Source organism: Cyclobacterium sp. 10D3-21, assembly GCF_055809755.1.
On record NZ_CM147924.1, the window covers coordinates 3598442 to 3619662 of the forward strand.

A 21221-nucleotide genomic window follows, 5' to 3' on the forward strand; every position below is an offset into this window, starting at 1 on the left:
AGAGAAATTTTATGGCTAAGAAAATAAATAAAACGGAAGAAAAGGTTCAGCAATTATATGAAAATGCCTGGAAGGAATATGACAAGCAGAATTTCAAAATAGCAGAAGAAATCTGTCAGGAAATAGTTGAGATTGATGCTGATTCTCCAGGCATCCACCATATTTAAAAGGACACATTCAGTACTCACAATCCAATTATGAGGAAGCCTTAGAGTTATTTTTAAGAGCTGATAAATTATCCAATGGTCATCAAGTCAGTGGTTTTTCTCGATATTGGGCTGCTAGAGTTTTCGAGTACAAAGACTATGCTGATAAGAACACCATATATGACCTTGAAAAGGCTAATCAATACTACTATGAACTGGCCATTAAACTTGATTCTGTACCCACAGATGCTTTCTTACGTCTTTCCCAATTGAAAGCGGATGTAGAAGATAAGATTTCTACGATGGAATATGGAATAGAGCGCTTTCCAAAAGATCCTACTCTTATTTTGAAATATGCAAGACTTTGGTTGGAACAAAAAATCGATCACCAAAAGTACTTGGAGGTACTCAATATCGGATTAAAGAAAACAGATAATTCGTTATCAATATGTTTTGAATTGGGCTGCTATTATTTTGATCAAGGGAACTATCAAGAGGCAATAATGCACTTTCAAATAGCATTCGACAAAACGGAAAAGAGCCTATCACAACATTATTCTATTGGTTTAAAATTTTCGCCTTTTTTTCCAGATTTTTCACGTACAAGTTTCGGGAAATGTTCCTCCATACCCTTGTAGCCACTCCAGCAGTCAGTCTTAACTTCGGCGTCCTTATCGATGTAATCTTTCATAAATCCTCCAAGATTGACCTTTGAGGCAGTTTCTATAACTCTTCCGTACCAACGAGAAACACCGCCTAATCCCCTTTCTATGCCCACCACCATGATTTTCTTTTTCCCCTCGTTTCTTCCCAATGCTTTGTCGTCCTGACCGCCTACGTATGATTCGTCTACTTCTACTTTCCCCATCATCGGGAAGTTCTGGCTGCTTTCCATCGCCTTCATCACTTTCTGCTTAAAGAACCAGCAGGTCTTTTGCCTAAGCTCAAGCCTACGGCTTAATTCACCGCTACTGACACCATTCTTGTCTGTAGAAACATAATAAACGATATAGAATGCTTTAAGAAGTGAGAACTTACATTTATGAAAAAGGGTACCAGCCTTTGGAGACTCTAGCCGGCCACATTTAGTACATTGCCTATCAAACTCATTAATCCCCTTGCAATAGTGGTTATGGTTACACTTTTTACAAACATATCCATCCTTCCACTTCATATCTGCCAAATATTCATAACATGACCTGTCATCAGGGAACCGCTTCTGAAATTCAAATATTGATAGACTCTTATACCTTTTTTCCATAAAATCAGTGTTTAAAGGAAATATAGCCCTATTTTTATCATTTAACAAACGCCTTATTCAATAAAGAAGAATACTCTTCATTAGATTTTTTTTCTAATTGCGTTTAAAAATAAATTATATCACATCCAATACATTATGTTAAATTGAGTGTATTGAGTGCTGGCCCGCCAAAATACCCGGGCGTGGGGTGGCAGTGGGCTGATAGGTGATTATTTTGGCTAGGGTTTTTGAATACTTTTGGGCCAATGCCAAAAGTATTTGCCCACCCGGCATGACGGCATCAAGCGAAAACCATACGAAAACTAATCAACGAATTTGCGAGCTGATCGGTCTACGATCCGGTGGGTCGGGAAAACACAAGTGTTTTACTCATACGCTTCAGGCATACCGCACAAACTCCTCATGAATCTCCCAAGCTCGATTTGACAGGCTAGAGAATTGTACAGAGCAAAGTATGAGGAAATCTTTTGTGTGTGCGGTTGAAGAAAAACTCTTTTGTGGGTTGGCCAAAAAGAAAAATTATAAGGCGCTCAGGATCAGGGCACGGCACAGGGTTTGTTGAGGCGCTGGCCTTATTGGATACTTAATATAACGTCTATTTTTGAAGTACTACACGTTCAAACTCGCTGGCCTTGATGCCAGCTTAGCATAATATAGAATTATATAAGCAGGATTTGTGAGAACATTGATTTAATCGAAAACAGACCTTAGACTAACATACGGAATGGAAACACCGGCATCTAAAAAAAGTCATAACAGCCAAATGCAAGAATTGCAGGTATTGCATACTTTAGACTATACCTGTTTGACTCCATACGAATCTTTGGCTTATCTTGGGAATATAACCACGAATGTCATCTTAGATGATATTCTGCTACACTAGAAAAATGAAATTAATTATATTCCTGTCAGTATAATCAAAACATATGTTTTCTTTCACTAAAAAAATAGATATTCTAAATCAAAAACTAAATGCTTTCAAGGATGAGAAAAAGGGTTTGATGCAGCAGTTATTGATGAGGAAGAAGAAGTTAAATAGTAAAAGATGAAATACTACCTGTTCATAGACGAAAGTGGAGATCATGGCTTGACGCATGTCAATCCTGATTTTCCGGTATTCCTGCTCTGTGGAGTACTTATGTCGGAGCAGGCCTACGAGCAGTTGAAGGGAAGCTTCAATCATATTAAAAAGCAATTTTGGAACAATAAGACTGCAATATTTCATTCTCGTGACATCCGAAAATGCGAAAAGGAGTTTGTTGTATTATTCGACTCTGCGCTAAAGCGCTCCTTTTATGAGCAGTTGAACCTATGCATCGCTAAGAGTGACTATTCCGTGATCAATGCGGCGATTAGAAAAGACCAGTTCATTAAGAGATACGGAAGGCTTTCCAATGATGTCTATGAAATATCACTTTCATTTATCATTGAGCGCAGTATTTTTTGTTTGGATTCCCTCAATAGAGATGATATTGAACTGGAAGTCCTCATTGAGAAACGAGGTAAAAAGGAGGACAGGCAGCTAGCTGAGCATTTTCAGAAATTGTTGGCAAGGGGAACGGGTTATGTAGATGCCACACGATTGAAAAACTACGGAATGGCCATCAGTTTCAAATCAAAAAGAGAAAATATCAATGGATTACAACTTGCAGATTTGATCGCTTACCCGGTGGCCAGATTTGTTTTGGATCCGAATAGGGCCAATCCGGCCTATGACCTGATTCAACCTAAAATTTATAGAATAGGGGGTAAATTATATGGACTTAAGATATTCCCTTAAAAAACAAAAAGCTGAAATTAATTCCAGCTTTTTGCCGATCGGGGACACCCCGGTCCAATATTTTTTAGTTAAACAAATATCACGAATATATAGGAGATATACAAATTTGGGTTGGATCTTATTATAGAACAATAGACTATGGAAACACCATCATTTAAAGAAGATCATATTAGTCAAATACTAGCATTGCAGGTATTGCAAAACCTAGGCTACACCTATTTGACTCCCGATGAAGCTTTGGCCTATCGTGGCAATAAAACCACCAATGTCATCTTAGAGGATGTTTTGCGAGAGCAGTTGAAAGAAATCAACTCAATTCGAGTTAGTTCAACGAAAACATCAGTTTTCAGTGATAACAATATAGAAGCAGGTATTCAAGCATTGAAAAACCCACCAATGCAAGAGGGTTAAATCACAGCAAGTGAATCAGTCTATAACCTATTGACATTAGGTAAATCCATCGAACAAAGAATAGACGGAGACAAAAAGAGTTTTACCCTTCAATACATTGATTGGTAACATCCGGAGCAAAACGTATTTCATGTTTGTGAAGAATACAGCACGATGCGCAGTACAACCAAGGATCAATACCGTCCGGATATTGTGTTGTTCATCAATGGTATTCCGGTGACAATCATAGAGTGTAAGCTACCGGATATGAAAGAGCCCATCAAACAGGCTATTTACGGAGCACATGTATAAAAAATAAAAATGTAACGATTAAGAGTGACGTATTTGAAAACAGACTGGAACAATTTCCTTAATAGCCAAATATAACCATTCCACACTCACCTTTAATTGTGAACAACTATAAATGTTATATAATTTATATTATGTTAAATAGATTCAAATCTATTCCTAAGTTTGGTCAAAACATGCTCTTCTCTCCTCTATCATGCATATCTGAATTGCTAAGGTTTTTATGTTAGTTAATATGCTACTAATTTCCTATTTTTAATAAATACAGAGTGGATGTATCATCTAGTAGCTGATTTGCCAATTATCGCTTTTATTTACCCCTGGATTGTACACCATAATACAATCGTATTTGTTGTCTTTGGATGTATTATATATCCATTCGTCTACCGGCCAATTATAGATTATTGCCGTTTGTTGGCCTTGGGGGAAATCAAGGCATCTGACTATGGTAAAATGTGGAAATGGGGCACTTTATACCGGTTCAAATATTACAATAAACTGATGTTTGGGATTTAACATTACACATAGCCCCATCCTTGTAATTCCTGAAGTAATTTATTTTACTATTTCCTAATGGCTTCGAATCCAAGTTAAAGGCTTTTACCATCCATTTAAGACCCTAAAATAATTGTTTTTACGCTCCCAATAGACCTTTTGTAGCATTTCTGGTATATTTACCAAATACCTGATTTGGATCTTTTATCCATGATAAATTGGTATTCCCACTGCCACACTTATCCCTTCCCAGAAGGGTTCGCAGTGACGGTTCGGTCAGTATTTTAAATATGATTTTATAGGAACCCAGATTAAAACAAAATTGGTATGACAGCCAGCTATTCACCCAACATTTACCTACGCCTATTTTTTACACAAGTATTAGTCCTCTGTTTATTTTCAGCAGCTCTTGCCCAAACAGAACCTGCCGGAATCCTCCTCACTTGGCAACAGGATCCTACTACCACCATGACGATTGACTGGCATACCTTGCCATCAGATAAAGCTGATCATAAATTAAATTTCAGAAAAAAAGGTGAAACAATATGGCTGGAGGTTTATGCCACAGAGCATGCTTTTCCCTATTCAGACCGCAGTCTATATAGAGTAGAAATCACTGGATTGAAACCAGATTCAAACTATGAATTTAAGGTAGGGGAATTTATCCGTACCTATTCTTTCAGCACCATGCCTATAAAGAATGATCGCCCTATCCGTTTTGCCGCTGGTGGAGACACTTCACATGGAGAAATGTTTGGCAAAATGAACCGTGCTGTCATGCGGTATGACCTTGATTTCATTGTTTGGGGTGGAGACCTGGCCTATGCCAATGGTTTAAAAGAAAATGTAGGTCTTTGGCACCAATGGTTTGATGGTATCAAAAGGGACCTGATCACGCCTGAAGGCCGAGTGATTCCACTGGTACTTGGCATTGGCAATCATGATGTGATCAACCACCACTACCCTGCTTCCGAAACCAATATCAACAATGGGATAGGCATGCCGGCTTTTATTTCAAAGGTAAAGAAAGGTGAAATGGAAGAACCAACGGACGAAATGCGTTTGGCAAAAGCCCCCTTCTTTTACCCTCTATTTGCCTTTCCGGGACAACCTGGATATGGCGTTTTGGATTTTGGGGATTACCTAAGCCTGCTTATATTGGACAGTTCCCATAGCAACCTCATCAGTGGTACCCAAACGGACTGGTTAGAAAAGCAATTGGCAGATCGAACCGATATTCCACATGTAATCCCAGTTTACCATAAACCGGGCTACCCTTCAGGAAGGGTTGAGCCGGGAGGAAAGCGCATTCAGTTTTGGTCTGAAGAAGTTTTGGACAATTGGATCCCTCTTTTTGAGCAATATGGGGTTCGTGTGGCTTTTGAGAATGATGACCATACCTACAAGCGAAGTCATCCTTTGAAAAACAATGCCATTCACCCCAATGGTGTTGTTTACCTGGGTGATGGTTCCTGGGGCGTAGAAAAAAAGAAACCCAAAACTCCTGAAGAGGTTTGGTACCTATCCAAATCTGCAGAAGAAAACTCAGCCATTATCGCTACCCTACATGGTCCCCACCAGCATTTCCTTATGATCAATGAAAACGGAAAAATCATTGATGAATATCCGGAAACTATAAAAATAATGCCATAATCTACTGCTTGAACTCTACGGAAATAAATCAGTTTTTCATAAACTACTCGCTTTTAAGGATTAGATAATAGTTACCTTATGGTTAGGAATGTAAGTATTTTACCGTCCACAGTTTATTACTCTTAGTTATTAAGAATCGTTACCATAGTTCTTAAGTATTGGATTTTAAAAAGCGGGCAGGCTGACAAAAAACCGAGGGGGCGTAGGGATTGTGGGGAGAAGGATTTTTTTGTCTTGAATTTTTTGTTTCTTTTTGTTTCAAGACAAAAAGAAAGAGAACACAGCATTTAACAATTTAATTTTGGTATTATTTGCTCATGTAAACCAGATGGAAGTAGGTTTAGCTAGGGTGAGTGTAACCCGCCGAATATTGTTAATCAGTCCTTTCAACCCTGCTTTAATACAAAAGAAAAACATTGAAAATAAAGAGATTACCTGAGTTTGATCATTTTAGACAGCTCACACAGTTTGTCCTAACTCCCCTTTGACTGGAATTTCATCCGGATCTCCTGCAGTGCCGAAAGAGTAGATATTGCTGAGCCCGTTACCCTATGGCTTCGACAGGCTCAGCCACCGGTATAAAAGCCAATAGCCCCCGAAAGAAAAGCACAGAGCGTTATGGAACATTTCCATCCCTCCATTCCCCCATTTCGTCACATAAATTTGAATGAAGACCGGGCAAGCGATATTCTTGCATAAATATTTATCAGTCCGGTAACTGCCCGCTTTGTAAGGCTTTTATCAGATGCTTTCAACAATGAATGACCATGACCAAAGCTAACAGAAGAACTTATATTGTCCTTGCACTGGCAGGTTTGCTGTACAATATCTATTTGGTGTACCATTCTTCTGATAAATTTAACCCCAATCATCCAACACAAACCGAGTGGAAGGTATTCGGTTTAAACTTTAATTTTTAACTTGAACACTTTATGAAAACCAAATCATTAGCATTTCGACAAATAGAATGGTGGATCGTTACCCTGGTCTTCCTGATCATCGTTTTGGTCAATATTCTCAGCGCAGGTAATCGAGGCCATTATTCTTTTAACGATGGTTTAATTGGCTATTTTGCCAAAATTATAATCCCGCTCATTCTATTTTTGGTGTTTTACCTCTTCCATATGGTACTTATACCAAACTACCTAAAGAATAAAAAGAAGGCCCCCTTAATTTTATTAAGCTTATTTATTGCCATTTTCTCCTATATCATCATCACTTTATTTTCTTCAGGAGCAAATATTACCGAAGCTCCCTTTACACCCTTTTATTTCAAAATAACGGCCATTTATATGGGCTATATGGTTTGGGTCATTTTTTTAAAGCAAGTGTTAACCCCACCAAAAATGAAGGATTTTCAATCCTACAATTCAATTAGACTGGGTAGCATTTTCTTTTTTTTAACTTTATTCCTTCTTCAAATAGACCAACTTGTTCATAGAGGCATTGCCTTCATATTGGCTTTTGCTTTGCCTTCCATCCTTTTGGTATTGGTATACAATTACTTCCTAATCTATAAAAAGCGGCAATCTGGCAAAACGAAGTTGGCCAATTTTTTCAATGTACTTTTAATTGTCCTCTTTCCTGGTTTCTTTATACTTATAGCCTTGGTGGAAGGAGATGAGACTCCCCTCTTGATTGGCCTGGGTATTGGATTGTTAATCCAATTGGTAATCATCCCCATATCCAACCTTTCTTTTGATAAATATTTTGGTATGGTGGGTAAAATTAAAAACCTCACGCATCAGGTAGATGTAGGCACGGCCAATTTAAGCTTTCTCAAATCGCAAATCAATCCCCACTTCTTGTTCAATGCCCTGAATACGCTCTATGGTACTGCTTTGATTGAAAAAGCAGAAAGAACTTCAGACGGCATCCAAAAACTCGGTGACATGATGCGCTTTATGATTCATGAAAACCAGCAGGATAAAATTCCTCTTAAAAGAGAAATTGAGTATGTCAATAACTACCTGGACCTTCAAATGCTACGTTTTGAAAATGAGGAGAACCTTTCTGTGGATTTTAAACTTCCTTCTACTGAATGTGAGGGCCAAATAGCCCCCATGTTGCTAATACCCTTTGTAGAAAATGCCTTTAAGCATGGCATTAGCACCAAAAACAAGTCCTGGATAAAGATCAACCTTCGTTGCATGAAAGGAACCGTTCACCTGGATTTGGTGAATAGCATCCATCCCAAAAAAGTGACGGATGACCCTAAAGACGAATCTGGAATTGGACTGGATAATGTACGGAAAAGATTGGAGCACTATTACCCCGGAAAGTACAGTTTATCCACTATTTCGAATGAAAGCGAATATTTCGTACATTTCTCCTTACAACTGGATTGATTGAACCTGAAATACGCAATAGAACTTCTATTACGTATCACAAATATTAACTTTATGTTAAAAGCAATAGCTATTGATGATGAGCGAATGGCCTTGGAGGTGATCAAATCACACGCCTCCAAGGTTCCGTTTATTACTTTAGAAGCCGTTTTTTCTGATGGAATACAAGGACTTGAATACCAAAGCAACAATCCGGTAGACCTTATCTTCCTGGACATCAATATGCCTGATATATCAGGCATTGACCTGATGGCAATGCTTCCAGAAACTACCATGGTAATTTTTACTACCGCCTATTCAGAATATGCGGTTAAAGGATTTGAACTCAATGCACTGGATTACCTGCTTAAACCCTTCCCTTTGAGCCGGTTTTTGAAAGCATGTCAGAAAGCCCGCGATTGGAAAGCTTTGCAACCATCAGAAGAACCCGAATTTATTTTTATCAAAACTACCGACAGCCAACAACGTGTAAATTTCACTGAGCTCCTGTATTGTGAAGCCACCGGCAACTACGTGACCCTACAGTTGGAAAATGAAAAAGTAATCAGCAGAATGACCTTGAAAGAATTGGAAAAGCTACTTCCCTCCTATTTTGCGCGTACCCACAGATCCTTTGTGGTCAATAAAAACCGGATCAATAAGGTAGAACGCCATCAGGTACAAATTGAAGATCATTTTATACCGGTGAGCTTGTCCTATGCCGATTTTTTGCGCTTCGACAAGTTCAGCAACCCAAAATAATGTTGTCAGTTGGACCCTGAGCCTGTCGAAGGGTTGAGCGAAGTCCTTGAAATAAAAAAGCCAACCCATAAACTATGAGTTGGCTTTTTCACTTTATTTTACTGAAATGAGATTAGGTCATTTTAAACCCTAATCAATATTCAAATTACTCTCCTTTTTCCATCGGATGCTCTTGTAACAGCTCTGTTGGAGAATAGAAACCTGTTTTGTCTTTGGTTGCTGCTCTTACTGCTTTTACCTTATCAGGACTAATTGCAGATGCCTCATTTCCAAAGCTATTCCTTACATAGGTCATCACAGCTGCCACTTCCTTGTCATTGAGCATGCCACCATAAGGGGTCATCGGCACCTGTCCTGGATAATCTTTACCCAATACTTCAATCGGACCCATCAATCCATTCAGAACGATTTTAATAAACCTTTCTTCATTGCCATTCACCCATTTTGTACCTGCCAATGGTGGAAATCCTGAAGCAGTTAGGCCTTTGCCATCGGGCTGGTGACAAGTGATACAAAATCCTTCTCTACTGTAAATGGCTTTACCCATTTGAAAGAGGGTTAATTCTTCCCCTTTTAACCTGGAATTTGAAGCTTTCGCTTCCTCTGCTGCCTTGTGAAATACAACAGACCCATCAGGGTTAATGACCATATTTTTAATAGACATATCATTCAGGTGCGCCAAAGAGGTTTCAAATGGTTTTTGCATCCAATCATCCATTGGATGTTCATTGGCAATCTCTAATATGGCCAATCCATCTTCTTTATTGAGCCAGGAGGCAGCAACGATGGCTTCCAACCTTACCCGTCCATGTGGATCAGCAGCCGCTTTTTTAAGTAAAGCTACCTGATCTGGTACTTGATGTCCTGTATAGCGTAAAATTCTTGCCACAGCGGCTCTCACCCTATGGTCCTCAGAGTCCATTAGTTTTTTCAGCAAGTCCTGGTCCACCGCATTAAGTCCCCAGCTCACCCATAATCCTTCCAATAAATGATGTTCATACCTTGGATCGTTTTTATCAAGTGCGGCCATCCAGGTTTTCATTTTAGACAATACCTCATCCTTGTCTCTGCCTCTCAACTCGGTTCTGGTAGTATACCTTGCCCTGAATTCAGGTAATTTCAAATTGTCCAATAAGGTTTCTATGGAAGCACCATCTATAGTCGGAGGAGTGACGAGTGGTCTGGAAGGATAAGTGATCCTATATATCCTGCCATGTACGTGATCTCTTAGCGGATCCCTTGCATTGTGTTGCATGTGACCTACCAATATATTGTGCCAATCGACAAAGTAAAGGGAGCCATCAGGAGCAAACTCCATATCTACAGGACGGAAATTCCCATCCTTACTTTTGATTAGGTCTACTCTATGTTCACTGTCATAACCTGTTCCATCCTCAACCATACGGTGCATTTTCATGCCTAAAAATCCAATGGTGTTGTTGATCAACAAATCTCCTTGTACTTCTTCAGGAAAGTGTCTGCTGTACACAAATTCAAGTCCCGAAGTAGGCCTAACCCTGTGAGCATCTTCAATCAGATTTGGTCCTTTGTGGTTTCCTTCGCCATACCTGGATTTTACCGATCCAGGCATCATCCAACGTACGTCTGGACCGGAAGTCTCAGCGAAGAAATTTTGTCCCCAATCGTCAAAGGCAATTCCCCATGGATTTGGAATAGGAAGTTGGGCAGTTCTTTCCAGTCTTTTTCTAGCTGGATTGTACCTGTAAAAGCCTCCATTGGTAGCCCTAACTGGTCCATAAGGCGTTTCTACATTTGTGTGCAAGAAAACCCCTTCACCCATATACATGGCGCCTGAAGGATCGGCTACAAATGCAGAAATATTATGGTGCGTATCGTGGTCATCAAATCCACTCAATAAGATTTCTCTTTTTTCTGCATAATCATCACCGTCTTCATCTTTTAGAATGATGAAATTGGTGCCTTGGGAAAGATAAACTCCCTCTGGAGTAATTTCCATCCCTATAGGAAGATGAAGGCTATCCGCAAAAACAATTTGTTTGTCTGCTTTTCCATCATTGTCGGTATCTTCCAGAATAAGAATTTTATCATTTGGCTTTGGATCACCAGGTTTGTAATGCGGGTAACTAGGCATTACAGATACCCATAGTCTTCCTTTGGTATCAAAGGTCATCTGAACAGGATTGGCCAAATCAGGAAATTCCTCTTCCGAAGCAAATAATTCAACTTTATAGCCTTCTGCTACTTCAAACTGATCCAGAGCATCTTGTCCGTAAAGGTATTCCAAGCTGCCATTTTTTTCCGGATTGTAATTGGTTTCAACCTGAGGTAACTCAATGGTACTCTCATCTGCCTTAGCCAAGTCAAATTTCTCTCCTTTATTGGCTTTCCAAATGGCCTGGTCCCTATTGTCCGTCATTTGACGGATTTTCTTCAATTCATAAGGATAGTTATCAGGCCCAAAAGGATTGTACCTACGACCAAATACGTGTACCCCATTCGGGATTTTATAGTCATTGTGCCACATCCAATTCTTCTCCTTAACAGCAGCATGGATGGCATTTCTGTTGCTTTCGGCTACAGCTTTGTCATCTCCAAAGATTTTGTCTGTTATAAAAGTTGAGAACTTCTTGTAACCATCCTCTGTCAATTGAAAACCATCAATAGTAAGGTATTCATCGGCAGAAGAGAACCATGATGAAGATGGTTCGAAAGCATCCACAAATAACACTTGATTCCTGTCTGCAATCTCTTTCATTGCAGCGGTATACATTTTCAGGTTTTTATTTTCGTTTTCACCATTGGGCAAATCAAAATCTCCACTGAGGTTTTCAAATGCAATGGGTGAAACCAAAGCCAATTGTGGTGGTGCTTCTCCGTTGTAAACGGTATTTTTGGTATGCTTGATAAAAGCTTCAAGCTCATTTTTATACATTTCCAGCCCTTCTTCACCTTCAAAAGACTCGTTATAGCCAAAAAAAGCAATAATTATATCCGCTTCGTGACGTTTGATCCACTCGTCAGGCGTCTCAAAATGTCCTTCACTTCCTGAATTGGTCGCCAATTCATCCTGAAATTCCTCAGCACCAGGAAAAGCCCATGGTGAAACCCTACCTGCGTGGGGCCTGAATCCTGGTGTATCACCACCGTCACTCATATTTCTGATATACAGTAAGGAATCAGGATATCGAACCTGCATTTCCGTTTCGAAATATCCGTAATTCATCATTCTTGATCCCAGATTATTACCGATCAAAATGATATGGTCTCCTTTATTCAAGGCTAATTTGGGTCCATCCTGACCACATTGAAAGGCAAAAAATGCCAACACCCCTATTAATAATTGGGTTTTTATTCGCTTCATAAATTTGGACTTGTATTGGATCATGGGGTTATATTTTCATTTCTAACATGCTAGTAATGATTAATTTTGTCAATTGCACATTGGCCAACATCAATATTAACAAAATTTTTCAATTTTCTTTACTAATACTACATAAACCTACCTAAACTGTTATAAACCAATCCACATAGTTTATAGAAGGACAATTAATAATACAGGTATAAATAAAGATAAAATGGCTGAACCAACCATTACTGTAAAGAATGCTTTCTAATTAACTCAATTTTAAGTAATCTTAACTTTTATTCATGTTTATGCGAACTCAACAAATAGGTTTATTCTTAGGTCCCATCGTTTTTCTTGGATTGTATTTAGGCATTGCCCCAGAAGGATTGTCTCCGGAAGGTGTAGCCTTATTGGCTGTCACATTTTGGATAGCTATTTGGTGGATTACTGAAGCCATCCCTATTGCTGCCACCGCCCTACTCCCCTTGGTTTTATTTCCATTGACCGGAGTAATGGGACTAAAATCTACTTCTATCCCCTATTCAGACCCGATGGTGCTCTTGTATATGGGAGGTTTTATGATCGCCGTAAGTATTGAAAAATGGAACCTTCATAAACGCATTGCCCTTAAGATCATTTCTTATCTGGGAACTGACCTCAAACGGATAATTCTGGGTTTTATGGTGGCTACCGCATTCCTTTCCATGTGGATTTCAAATACCGCTACTTCCCTTATGATGTTGCCTATTGCCATAGCCGTTGTTGTTCAAATGTCAAACTCAAATAAAGGCATTAAGAAAACGCTTGGTCCATCATTAATGCTTGGAATAGCCTACAGCGCGTCTATTGGAGGGATGGCTACCATTATTGGAACGCCTACCAATATTATTTTAATTGGAGTGGTAAAGAATATTTATGGAATTGAAATTAGCTTTGGAGAATGGATGCTCGTTGGCCTTCCAATAGCCTCTGCCTTGTTGATTATGTGTTGGTACTATCTGGTAAATTATGCCTTTACCTTTCCCAAGACTTTACAATTGGCTGGTGGAAAAGAGGAAATTAGCCGACAGCTTCAGGCCTTAGGAAACATGACGCTTCAGGAAAAAAAGGTCATGTGGATTTTTATTGGCGTAAGCTTCTCCTGGATCACCCGTAGTTTCTTACTCCAACCTTATATTCCTGTTCTAAATGACACGATTATTGCCTTGATGGGAGTACTACTTCTATTCGTTATTCCAGCAGGGAATGAGAAAAAGGAACAATTGCTGGATTGGAAAGTGGCTGAAAAAATTCCTTGGGGAATTCTTATTTTATTCGGTGGTGGATTGGCTTTGGCAGAAGGTTTTAAGGAAACTGGTCTTGCCATCTGGATAGGAGAACAATTTGTATTGCTAAAAAATGTGCCCTTTTGGCTCTTTTTATTGATCATAATTACTGCTGTAAACTTCCTTACAGAAATAACATCCAATGTGGCTACTGCATCCATGCTATTGCCCATACTTTCTGCAGTGGCTTTGGCCATGGGTGTTCATCCTTTTGGATTAATGATTGGTGCTACCATGGCTGCCTCCTGTGCCTTTATGCTTCCTGTAGCTACGCCTCCCAATGCCGTTGTCTTTGGTTCAGGGTACCTAACCATTCCAGTTATGATGCGGGCAGGCTTCTTCCTTAACCTGCTTTCTATAGCTTTGATTTTGTTCGTAACCTTGTTTTACCTTCCACTTGTTTGGGACATTAGCCTGTTGAATTATCCTGATGAATGGAGATAGTTCCTGGAAAACGCAAATTGAAAATAATCTATAAGACTCTATATATGAATGGATAAGAAGAAATAGAAGGTTATAACCACAACTTTTTAAATACAGGTCAAATAAATTAACTGTCCGTCAACTTATTAAAGTTATAACAATTCATACCATACATTTATCAGGCAATACCAAGGTGGAAATATTTCTTAAAGAACTAGAAATGTTTTCTATTTCTAGGCTCCTACAGGGACTAATAATCGGCTCCAATATCACAGTTAGTTGGAAATAAGCTTGGATTAGGGTTACTTGTTTTCGACGTATCCTATGAAAAAAAATCCATAGCGAAATTAGTTTAAATCCGAAATGCAATAGAAATTCTATTACGTGCTGAAATTGTTTCAAAATCAGCCATTTCGTTGCTGTTTGGAGATTTCACCATATTGGCATTAGGCTAAAATCTCTAAACAGCCTGATTTTCTTGCGATTTCGACACTTCCCGTAAACACGAAACAGGCATTACGAATCCTCAATGAGAGGAAATTAAAATTACCTACTCAAACAAAAAAAGACCTAAGCATGTGCCTAGGTCTTTCATAAAATATATGATTTGTTGAAATTATCTATCCAACCAGCCTTCGCCTAATTTCTCAGTCAATTTCTGATTGTATTCTTCTACTTTTGCATCATTTTTCAAACGACTGTGAACACGGTATAGAATTTCCATGATATCAGTATTATCAGGTTGCAATTCTGATGCCTTTGTGAAATAAGGCAATGCTTCCATGTACAATTTGTTTGATTGGGCTAACATTCCTTCAGATTTTGCTTCCCAATCTGCATCAGAAAGGTTATTCACCTCTGTTTCGATGTCTCTCGCTTTATCCAAATAAATGGCTCCAGCATAGTAGTTACCTTCAAAGAATTCAGGATCTGCTACAACTGCCTTTTTATATTCTTCCAAAGCACCGTCTAAATCTCCCGATTTTTCTTTAAGGTATCCGTACCTTAAAAGGATAGCAGAATTATTAGGATCATTCTCTAAAGCTTTTTCTATAGAAACCATTGCTTCATCCATCTTATCCAACTGAAGTAACAACTGTATTTCAAATTCAGCTAAACCTTTGTCATCTGGATACGCTTCTCTTGCTTCAGTTGCCACACGATAAGCCTCTTCAGGATCATTGTCTTCCGCACTTGCAATTTGAATTAGGAAATAATAAGCATTCAATTTATTGTACTCAGGTACATCTAGCAATTTTGTGAAGTATTTTTTTGCTGCTTCGGTGTTACCCACCATATTGGCAGTATATCCAGCATTAAATACTATGGAAGTATCATTTGGATCCAGATCGGCTGCCAATGAGAAGAAATCATGAGAAAGCTCCATGTCTTCTTCTTCATATTTAGCGATGGCTTTGTTAAACGCTGCATTTTTCAACCTGTAAACACCTTCACCTTGAAAATTGGCTGGCATATCAGGTAAAACCTCTTTGAAAAGGTCCTTACTCACTTTAGAAGTAGAGTCCATATTCTCCATTTCAAAGGTCTTGATAAAACTTTGTTGCGCTTCACGACCTAATGCTACTGTAGTTTCCGTGTTGGATGAATCTACTTCAAACATCTGTGTTTCTATTTTACCTTTGATAAAATAAGTTTCAGATTGTGCCCCAGTTTCTTCATCCGTAATTGCGGATTTGATCTCGGTATAGGCTTCTTCGAGGTTTCCTCTGCTGAAATTTTTCTCAGCAGATTTAACTACCTTTTTTTGGCCAAAGGCAACAGTTGAGGCGATGCCCACCAAAGCCAACGATAAAATTAACTTTTTCATGTTACTAGTGTGGTTCTTTATTGGTTTCAATTACTATTCGTTTATAGGATTATCTTCATTGTCCTCGGTCTGATTATTTTCAGGTTCGTCAGGAGTTTCAGGAGTTTCTGAATCGTTGGTAGTTTCTGAATCCTCAGTAACATCTACTGGTTCATCTTCCTCTAAGTTTTCGATTTTTTCAACTGAAGAAATCTCATCCGTTTCATTTAATCGGATTAACCTAACTCCCTGAGTAGCTCTTCCCATCACTCTGATTCCTTTGGCAGGAGTTCTTATGGTAATGCCTGATCTGTTAATGATCATCAGGTCATCTGTATCTACCACTTCTTTTATGGCTACTAATCCACCAGTTTTCTCAGTGATATTCATCGCTTTCACTCCTTTACCACCTCTATTGGTGATCCTGTATTCAGACAAGTAAGAACGTTTACCATAACCTTTGTCGGTTACGACAAGAAGGGTGGCGTCTTCTCTTTGAACACAAACCATGCCAATTACGTGATTTTCTTCTCCCCCAAGGTTAATGGCTTTAACCCCAGTAGCTGTTCGACCCATTGGCCTTACAGTGGATTCATGGAAGTGAACTGCCCTTCCAGAACTTGATGCGATTACGATGTTGGCATCGCCATTGGTCAACTCTACATTCAACAATTGATCATCTTCCCTAATATTCAAGGCAATAATACCATTTGTTCTTGGTCTGGAGTATTGTTCTAAGGTCGTTTTCTTGATGATACCTTTTTTTGTAATCATCACGATATTGTTGTTATTGATATAATCAATATCGGTCAAATCTCTAACCTGTATGATAGATCTAATTCTGTCTGTGCTCTCAATATTGATGAGATTCTGGATAGGTCTACCTTTGGAGGTTTTACTGCCTTCTGGAATTGCGTAAGTTTTGAGCCAGAAAAGTTTACCCTGATCTGTGAATATCAACAGGTAATTGTGGGTCAAAGCAGTAAACAGATAGACGGTATAGTCATCTTCCTTGGTGCTTACTCCCCTGGATCCTACCCCCCCTCTACTCTGAGATTTATACTCTGTGAGGACTGTTCTTTTAATATACCCCTGATTGGAAACAGTAATAACCACTTCCTCATTAGGAATCATGTCCTCATAGTTGAAGTCCTCTGCATTGTGTTCAATGGTCGTTCTTCTCTCGTCGTTGTAACGGGTTTTTATTTCTAGCAATTCATCTTTGATGATCTGCATTCTTCTTTCCTTATTTGCAAGGATATCTTTCAACTCCTCGATAAGTTTCATCAACTCATCATATTCAAGCTGAATTTTGGCCCTTTCCATGCCGGTAAGGCGTTGTAGCCTCATGTCCAGGATAGCGCGCGCTTGAATTTCGGAAAGCTCAAACCTTTCCATCAAACCATTTCTGGCCGTTTCAGGATCTTTTGAGTCTCTAATCAACTGGATAACAGCATCTATATTATCCAAAGCAACCAAATACCCTTCTAGGATATGTGCTCTTTTTTCTGCCTCCTTTAGTTCATACTCTGTTCTCCTGACAACTACTTCATGCCTATGGTTTACATAATGCAGAATAAGTTCTTTCAGATTTAATGTAAATGGTCTGCCTTTTACCAAGGCGACATTGTTCACACTAAAAGATGTTTGAAGTTGCGTATGCTTGTAGAGGTTGTTAAGCACAACACTTGGCATGGCATCTTTTTTGAGCTCATACACAATGCGCATACCTTGTCTATCCGACTCATCTCTAATGGCTGAAATACCATCAATTTTCTTCTCATTGATGAGTTGGGCCGTTTTCTCAACCATTGAAGCCTTGTTGACCTGATAAGGAATTTCATGGATGATAATCATCTCCTTACCAGAAGCTTTGGTTTCTACTGAAGCCTTGCCTCTAAGAATTACCCTACCTCTGCCAGTTTCGAATGCTGCTTTCACACCATTGTACCCATAAATGATCCCACCTGTAGGGAAATCAGGAGCAATAATGTGTTCCATTAATTCAGAAACAGTGATGTCATTATTGTCTATATAGGCAAAAATCCCATCGATCACCTCTCCTAAATTGTGGGGAGCCATATTAGTGGCCATACCAACGGCTATTCCTGAGGCACCATTTAGTAATAAAGCCGGTATTTTGGCCGGCAAAACTATTGGTTCCTTTAAGGTGTCATCAAAATTTAATTGAAAGTCTACAGTTTCCTTATTGATATCGGTCAGCAGTTCTTCAGCAATCCTTCTCAATCTTGCCTCTGTGTACCTCATGGCCGCAGGATTATCACCATCGATGGACCCAAAGTTTCCTTGTGGATCTACTAATGGATACCGCAATGACCATGGTTGGGCCATTCTAACCAAAGATTCATAAACAGCCGAATCACCATGTGGATGGTATTTACCCAATACTTCACCGACTATTCTGGCAGATTTTTTATAAGGCTTGTTGTGGGAAACCCCCAACTCCTGCATTCCGTAGAGGATTCTGCGGTGTACAGGCTTTAAACCGTCTCTTACATCCGGTAAAGCCCGGGAAACAATTACCGACATCGAATAATCGATGTAGGCACCGCGCATTTCGTCCTCAATATTAATCGGAATGATGTTCTCGTTTTCTCCTTGAGCCATATTTAATTTTTCTCGCTTATAACCTGCAAGATAGCAAAAAGTAAAGGTTTAGAAAAATATTATATTTCTTACAATTCAATAATTAGGTATCCTTTTTATATTCATGGAGTTAATTTTCCATTTTACAAGAATTAATTTGGAAAATAACCATCAAAAACACCAAAATCAGTTGCCATACCACTGACCTACTTTTCTATTCTGCCTTTTCCAGATTGAACTACCCCGGTATTCAACACCATTGTGAAGATGCCTCATAACTACCTTACAACCTGCTACTTTACATCGTTTTGAACCTGGAAGACTCATCGATAAGCCAACCTGCAAAGTATAAATGGATTGTTTGATGTCCTGAATTTCCATAGGATCTGACATATTATAATTGTAAGGTCTGAATTCTGCAGCTGGTTTAATAAAAACTTTTGAATATTCTGATAAATCTCGCTCAAACCTAAGGCCGACGCCATAATATCCTGTACTGGCAGTAAGTCGCGGATCAAGGGATTTCTTTAGCTTCATGGATCCAAACTCACCTTCTGCTATTATCCGCCATGGATAATACTGTCTTGCTCTTTGTTTTAGCTGGTTTTGCATGGAGATATTGCCCTCGGAATACTTCCTATACTGCCATCTCAAAAATGCACCTCGCTTTTTAGCATCCCAAAGAATCAAGCCTACCGTACCATAGAATTTATCATAGGTATACTGCTCTTCTTCGAACGTAAAAGTATTTCCTGAGCCGTTGAATTTATCAACACTTCCCCATTCTCTACCATACCCACCGCCCACAACGAGCATGTCAAATAAATTGAGGCGAACCCTAAGGTTTACGGGATAGGCAAAATTATTATTTCTAAAGGAAATGGTATCCTCGCTTGTAAGATCCGCAGCCTCGTTTGTAGACAAATCCGTGATAGGATAATTTTCAGGCATCTCACTATTGAAAGTAAGTCGATGTTCTTGATATCCTGCTCCTGAGGACAGCTCAAAGGAAAAATTACTGACTGCATTTCTAAATGCATTGCCCACTTCGCTTTCGCTTTTTCTACTTTTAACCTTCCTGTCTATTCCAAAAATATCCTCCTGCGCTTTACCTTGAAAAGTAATTGTAAAAAATAAAACGCCAATGAGGCTGGTCAAAGAAACCAATCGCTTATTCAATTCCATAGTTATAAATGGTATTTTATTTATTAACGTAATAAAACAAAAAAACCCTCAATAAATGAGGGTTTTTTTTCTTATCTCTTAAGAATTCTACTATTAGCTAGCGTCCGAAGTACTTTCCTCTTCCGCTGGAGTTCTCTTTTCTTTTAATTCAGCCATCACACTATCTACTTTTTCTTTGACCTCAGGATTTGCTTTCATTGCCTTGTTAACCTTATTGTAGGTTGCAATTCCTAGAACGTCATCATTTTTTATCAAGCCGATTTTTAATTCTCTAACTTCTGTGCTTAATGAGCCCATAAATTCCAAAATTGCTTCGTAAGCTACTTTTTCTTCATCTGTAATTTCAATTTCAGCAAGCTTTGCTTCATCTTCCCAAGCAGCTTTAATATCATTGTATCGGCCAGCACCATCTATGACTTCATTTTCTTTAATCATAGCTATTAACTCTACATTTTTTTGCTCATAAAATGCCATTACAGAGTCCTCCATTGCAGCAAATTTAGCAATTTCTTCATCAGTAATTTCTTCTACTGCTTCATCTTGTGCTTGCGCATTAAAACCTATTAGACCAAAGAGTAAAAAGGCCAATCCAAATAATTTCTTCATAATTTTTTCTTAATTTATTAAACGCTATCTACCCTCGAATTAAATCAGAATCAACCAATTTAACAAACAATGAACCTAAAAATATGTTAAAAATTATAGGAATGGAATAAATATTGAATTTAAACAATAAATTTAAGCTTATTAATGGTTTCTTTAGGATTCTCAGAAGAAAACACCAAATTCCCTGCAACGAGCACATTTGCTCCTGCTTCATATAGCTTTTTTGCGTTGGCAAAGCTCACTCCCCCATCGATTTCAATTTTTGCATGTGAACCCGTTTCTACAATTAATTCACTTAAAGCATGTATTTTTTTATACGTGTTCTCTATAAATTCCTGTCCCCCAAAACCAGGATTTACAGACATAACTAAAACCGTATCTACCTCTCTTATAATGTCTTGCAAATGCCTTACCGGGGTATGTGGATTGATCGCAACACCTGCTTTACAATCCATTGCTTTGATGGCTTGTATCGTACGATGTAAATGAGGGCAAGCTTCTATATGTACTGTGATTTGAGCAGCACCTGCTTTGTGAAAAGCCTCCAGGTATTTGTCTGGTTCTACAATCATTAAATGTACATCCAATGGTTTTTTTGCATGCCTGTTAACAGCCTCTACTACAGGTATACCAAAGGATATATTGGGAACAAATACGCCGTCCATTATGTCAACATGGATGTAATCTGCCACTGAATCATTAATCATTTCTACTTCCTTCTGAAGGTTAGCAAAATCGGCTGCCAAAATTGAGGGCGCTATCAAAGGATTCATAAGGAATGGAGTTTAGGTTAAAATAATAGTTGATTGATATACAA

The 21221-nt window shown here is 38.7% G+C and carries 16 protein-coding genes; 9 read left to right on the top strand and 7 right to left on the bottom strand.

Features of this window, described 5'->3' with window-relative positions; genetic code table 11:
* Positions 1 to 11: 11 nt before the first annotated feature.
* Positions 12 to 167: a hypothetical protein gene (locus AC0L7T_RS14370; protein ID WP_473335980.1), complete on the top strand. Its 156-nt coding sequence runs from the start codon at positions 12 to 14 to the stop codon at positions 165 to 167.
* Positions 168 to 699: 532 nt separating this feature from the next.
* Here AC0L7T_RS14370 and AC0L7T_RS14375 read toward each other — a convergent pair.
* A complete protein-coding gene (locus AC0L7T_RS14375; RefSeq protein WP_473335981.1) occupies positions 700 to 1407 on the bottom strand; it encodes an IS1595 family transposase in 708 nt (235 codons plus the stop codon).
* 1045 nt (positions 1408 to 2452) lie between these two features.
* Here AC0L7T_RS14375 and AC0L7T_RS14380 point away from each other — a divergent pair.
* The 7 genes from AC0L7T_RS14380 to AC0L7T_RS14410 all read left to right on the top strand — a co-directional run bounded on the left by AC0L7T_RS14380 (position 2453) and on the right by AC0L7T_RS14410 (position 9123).
* Entirely contained in the window at positions 2453 to 3187 is a 735-nt protein-coding gene (locus AC0L7T_RS14380; protein ID WP_473335982.1) for a DUF3800 domain-containing protein, read from the top strand.
* A 138-nt stretch (positions 3188 to 3325) separates the two neighbouring features.
* On the top strand, positions 3326 to 3598 hold the full coding sequence (locus AC0L7T_RS14385; protein WP_473335983.1) for a type I restriction endonuclease: 273 nt from the start codon (positions 3326 to 3328) through the stop codon (positions 3596 to 3598).
* A gap of 153 nt (positions 3599 to 3751) precedes the next feature.
* The gene (locus AC0L7T_RS14390; RefSeq protein ID WP_473335984.1) at positions 3752 to 3889 is read left to right on the top strand and encodes a type I restriction endonuclease; all 138 of its coding nucleotides are present in this window, start codon (positions 3752 to 3754) and stop codon (positions 3887 to 3889) included.
* Between the two features lie 819 nt (positions 3890 to 4708).
* A complete protein-coding gene (locus AC0L7T_RS14395; RefSeq protein WP_473335986.1) occupies positions 4709 to 6034 on the top strand; it encodes a fibronectin type III domain-containing protein in 1326 nt (441 codons plus the stop codon).
* A gap of 767 nt (positions 6035 to 6801) precedes the next feature.
* Entirely contained in the window at positions 6802 to 6954 is a 153-nt protein-coding gene (locus AC0L7T_RS14400) for a hypothetical protein (RefSeq protein WP_473335988.1), read from the top strand.
* A gap of 12 nt (positions 6955 to 6966) precedes the next feature.
* A complete protein-coding gene (locus AC0L7T_RS14405; protein ID WP_473335990.1) occupies positions 6967 to 8382 on the top strand; it encodes a sensor histidine kinase in 1416 nt (471 codons plus the stop codon).
* Positions 8383 to 8436: 54 nt separating this feature from the next.
* Complete coding sequence (locus tag AC0L7T_RS14410; protein WP_473335991.1) at positions 8437 to 9123, top strand: LytR/AlgR family response regulator transcription factor; 687 nt, start codon at positions 8437 to 8439, stop codon at positions 9121 to 9123.
* A gap of 145 nt (positions 9124 to 9268) precedes the next feature.
* On the opposite strand, the gene AC0L7T_RS14415 is transcribed toward AC0L7T_RS14410, so the two are convergent.
* Positions 9269 to 12466, bottom strand: coding sequence for a PVC-type heme-binding CxxCH protein (locus tag AC0L7T_RS14415; protein ID WP_473335993.1), 3198 nt, complete (start codon positions 12464 to 12466; stop codon positions 9269 to 9271).
* A gap of 293 nt (positions 12467 to 12759) precedes the next feature.
* On the opposite strand from AC0L7T_RS14415, the gene AC0L7T_RS14420 reads away from it, so the two are divergent.
* On the top strand, positions 12760 to 14220 hold the full coding sequence (locus AC0L7T_RS14420) for an SLC13 family permease (RefSeq protein ID WP_473335994.1): 1461 nt from the start codon (positions 12760 to 12762) through the stop codon (positions 14218 to 14220).
* Between the two features lie 595 nt (positions 14221 to 14815).
* Here AC0L7T_RS14420 and AC0L7T_RS14425 read toward each other — a convergent pair.
* The 5 genes from AC0L7T_RS14425 to rpe all read right to left on the bottom strand — a co-directional run bounded on the left by AC0L7T_RS14425 (position 14816) and on the right by rpe (position 21177).
* Positions 14816 to 16027 carry a tetratricopeptide repeat protein gene (locus AC0L7T_RS14425; RefSeq protein WP_473335995.1) on the bottom strand — a complete coding sequence of 404 codons (1212 nt, stop codon included), beginning with the start codon at positions 16025 to 16027 and terminating at the stop codon, positions 14816 to 14818.
* A 33-nt stretch (positions 16028 to 16060) separates the two neighbouring features.
* Complete coding sequence (gene gyrA, locus AC0L7T_RS14430; RefSeq protein ID WP_473335997.1) at positions 16061 to 18634, bottom strand: DNA gyrase subunit A; 2574 nt, start codon at positions 18632 to 18634, stop codon at positions 16061 to 16063.
* A 165-nt stretch (positions 18635 to 18799) separates the two neighbouring features.
* Positions 18800 to 19798, bottom strand: coding sequence for a hypothetical protein (locus AC0L7T_RS14435; protein ID WP_473335999.1), 999 nt, complete (start codon positions 19796 to 19798; stop codon positions 18800 to 18802).
* A 93-nt stretch (positions 19799 to 19891) separates the two neighbouring features.
* Complete coding sequence (locus AC0L7T_RS14440) at positions 19892 to 20404, bottom strand: hypothetical protein (RefSeq protein WP_473336001.1); 513 nt, start codon at positions 20402 to 20404, stop codon at positions 19892 to 19894.
* 119 nt (positions 20405 to 20523) lie between these two features.
* Positions 20524 to 21177, bottom strand: coding sequence for a ribulose-phosphate 3-epimerase (rpe, locus tag AC0L7T_RS14445; RefSeq protein ID WP_473336003.1), 654 nt, complete (start codon positions 21175 to 21177; stop codon positions 20524 to 20526).
* Positions 21178 to 21221: the final 44 nt, after the last annotated feature.

Bases quoted from the DNA above. Each gene is read 5' to 3' on its own strand.
- gyrA (WP_473335997.1), bottom strand. From the start codon at position 18,634: ATGGCTCAAGGAGAAAACGAGAACATCATTCCGATTAATATTGAGGAC.
- AC0L7T_RS14420 (WP_473335994.1), top strand. From the start codon at position 12,760: ATGCGAACTCAACAAATAGGTTTATTCTTAGGTCCCATCGTTTTTCTT.
- AC0L7T_RS14410 (WP_473335991.1), top strand. From the start codon at position 8,437: ATGTTAAAAGCAATAGCTATTGATGATGAGCGAATGGCCTTGGAGGTG.
- AC0L7T_RS14390 (WP_473335984.1), top strand. From the start codon at position 3,752: ATGCGCAGTACAACCAAGGATCAATACCGTCCGGATATTGTGTTGTTC.
- AC0L7T_RS14400 (WP_473335988.1), top strand. From the start codon at position 6,802: ATGACCAAAGCTAACAGAAGAACTTATATTGTCCTTGCACTGGCAGGT.
- AC0L7T_RS14405 (WP_473335990.1), top strand. From the start codon at position 6,967: ATGAAAACCAAATCATTAGCATTTCGACAAATAGAATGGTGGATCGTT.
- AC0L7T_RS14375 (WP_473335981.1), bottom strand. From the start codon at position 1,407: ATGGAAAAAAGGTATAAGAGTCTATCAATATTTGAATTTCAGAAGCGG.
- AC0L7T_RS14395 (WP_473335986.1), top strand. From the start codon at position 4,709: ATGACAGCCAGCTATTCACCCAACATTTACCTACGCCTATTTTTTACA.
- AC0L7T_RS14425 (WP_473335995.1), bottom strand. From the start codon at position 16,027: ATGAAAAAGTTAATTTTATCGTTGGCTTTGGTGGGCATCGCCTCAACT.
- AC0L7T_RS14385 (WP_473335983.1), top strand. From the start codon at position 3,326: ATGGAAACACCATCATTTAAAGAAGATCATATTAGTCAAATACTAGCA.
- rpe (WP_473336003.1), bottom strand. From the start codon at position 21,177: ATGAATCCTTTGATAGCGCCCTCAATTTTGGCAGCCGATTTTGCTAAC.
- AC0L7T_RS14440 (WP_473336001.1), bottom strand. From the start codon at position 20,404: ATGAAGAAATTATTTGGATTGGCCTTTTTACTCTTTGGTCTAATAGGT.
- AC0L7T_RS14435 (WP_473335999.1), bottom strand. From the start codon at position 19,798: ATGGAATTGAATAAGCGATTGGTTTCTTTGACCAGCCTCATTGGCGTT.
- AC0L7T_RS14380 (WP_473335982.1), top strand. From the start codon at position 2,453: ATGAAATACTACCTGTTCATAGACGAAAGTGGAGATCATGGCTTGACG.
- AC0L7T_RS14415 (WP_473335993.1), bottom strand. From the start codon at position 12,466: ATGAAGCGAATAAAAACCCAATTATTAATAGGGGTGTTGGCATTTTTT.
- AC0L7T_RS14370 (WP_473335980.1), top strand. From the start codon at position 12: ATGGCTAAGAAAATAAATAAAACGGAAGAAAAGGTTCAGCAATTATAT.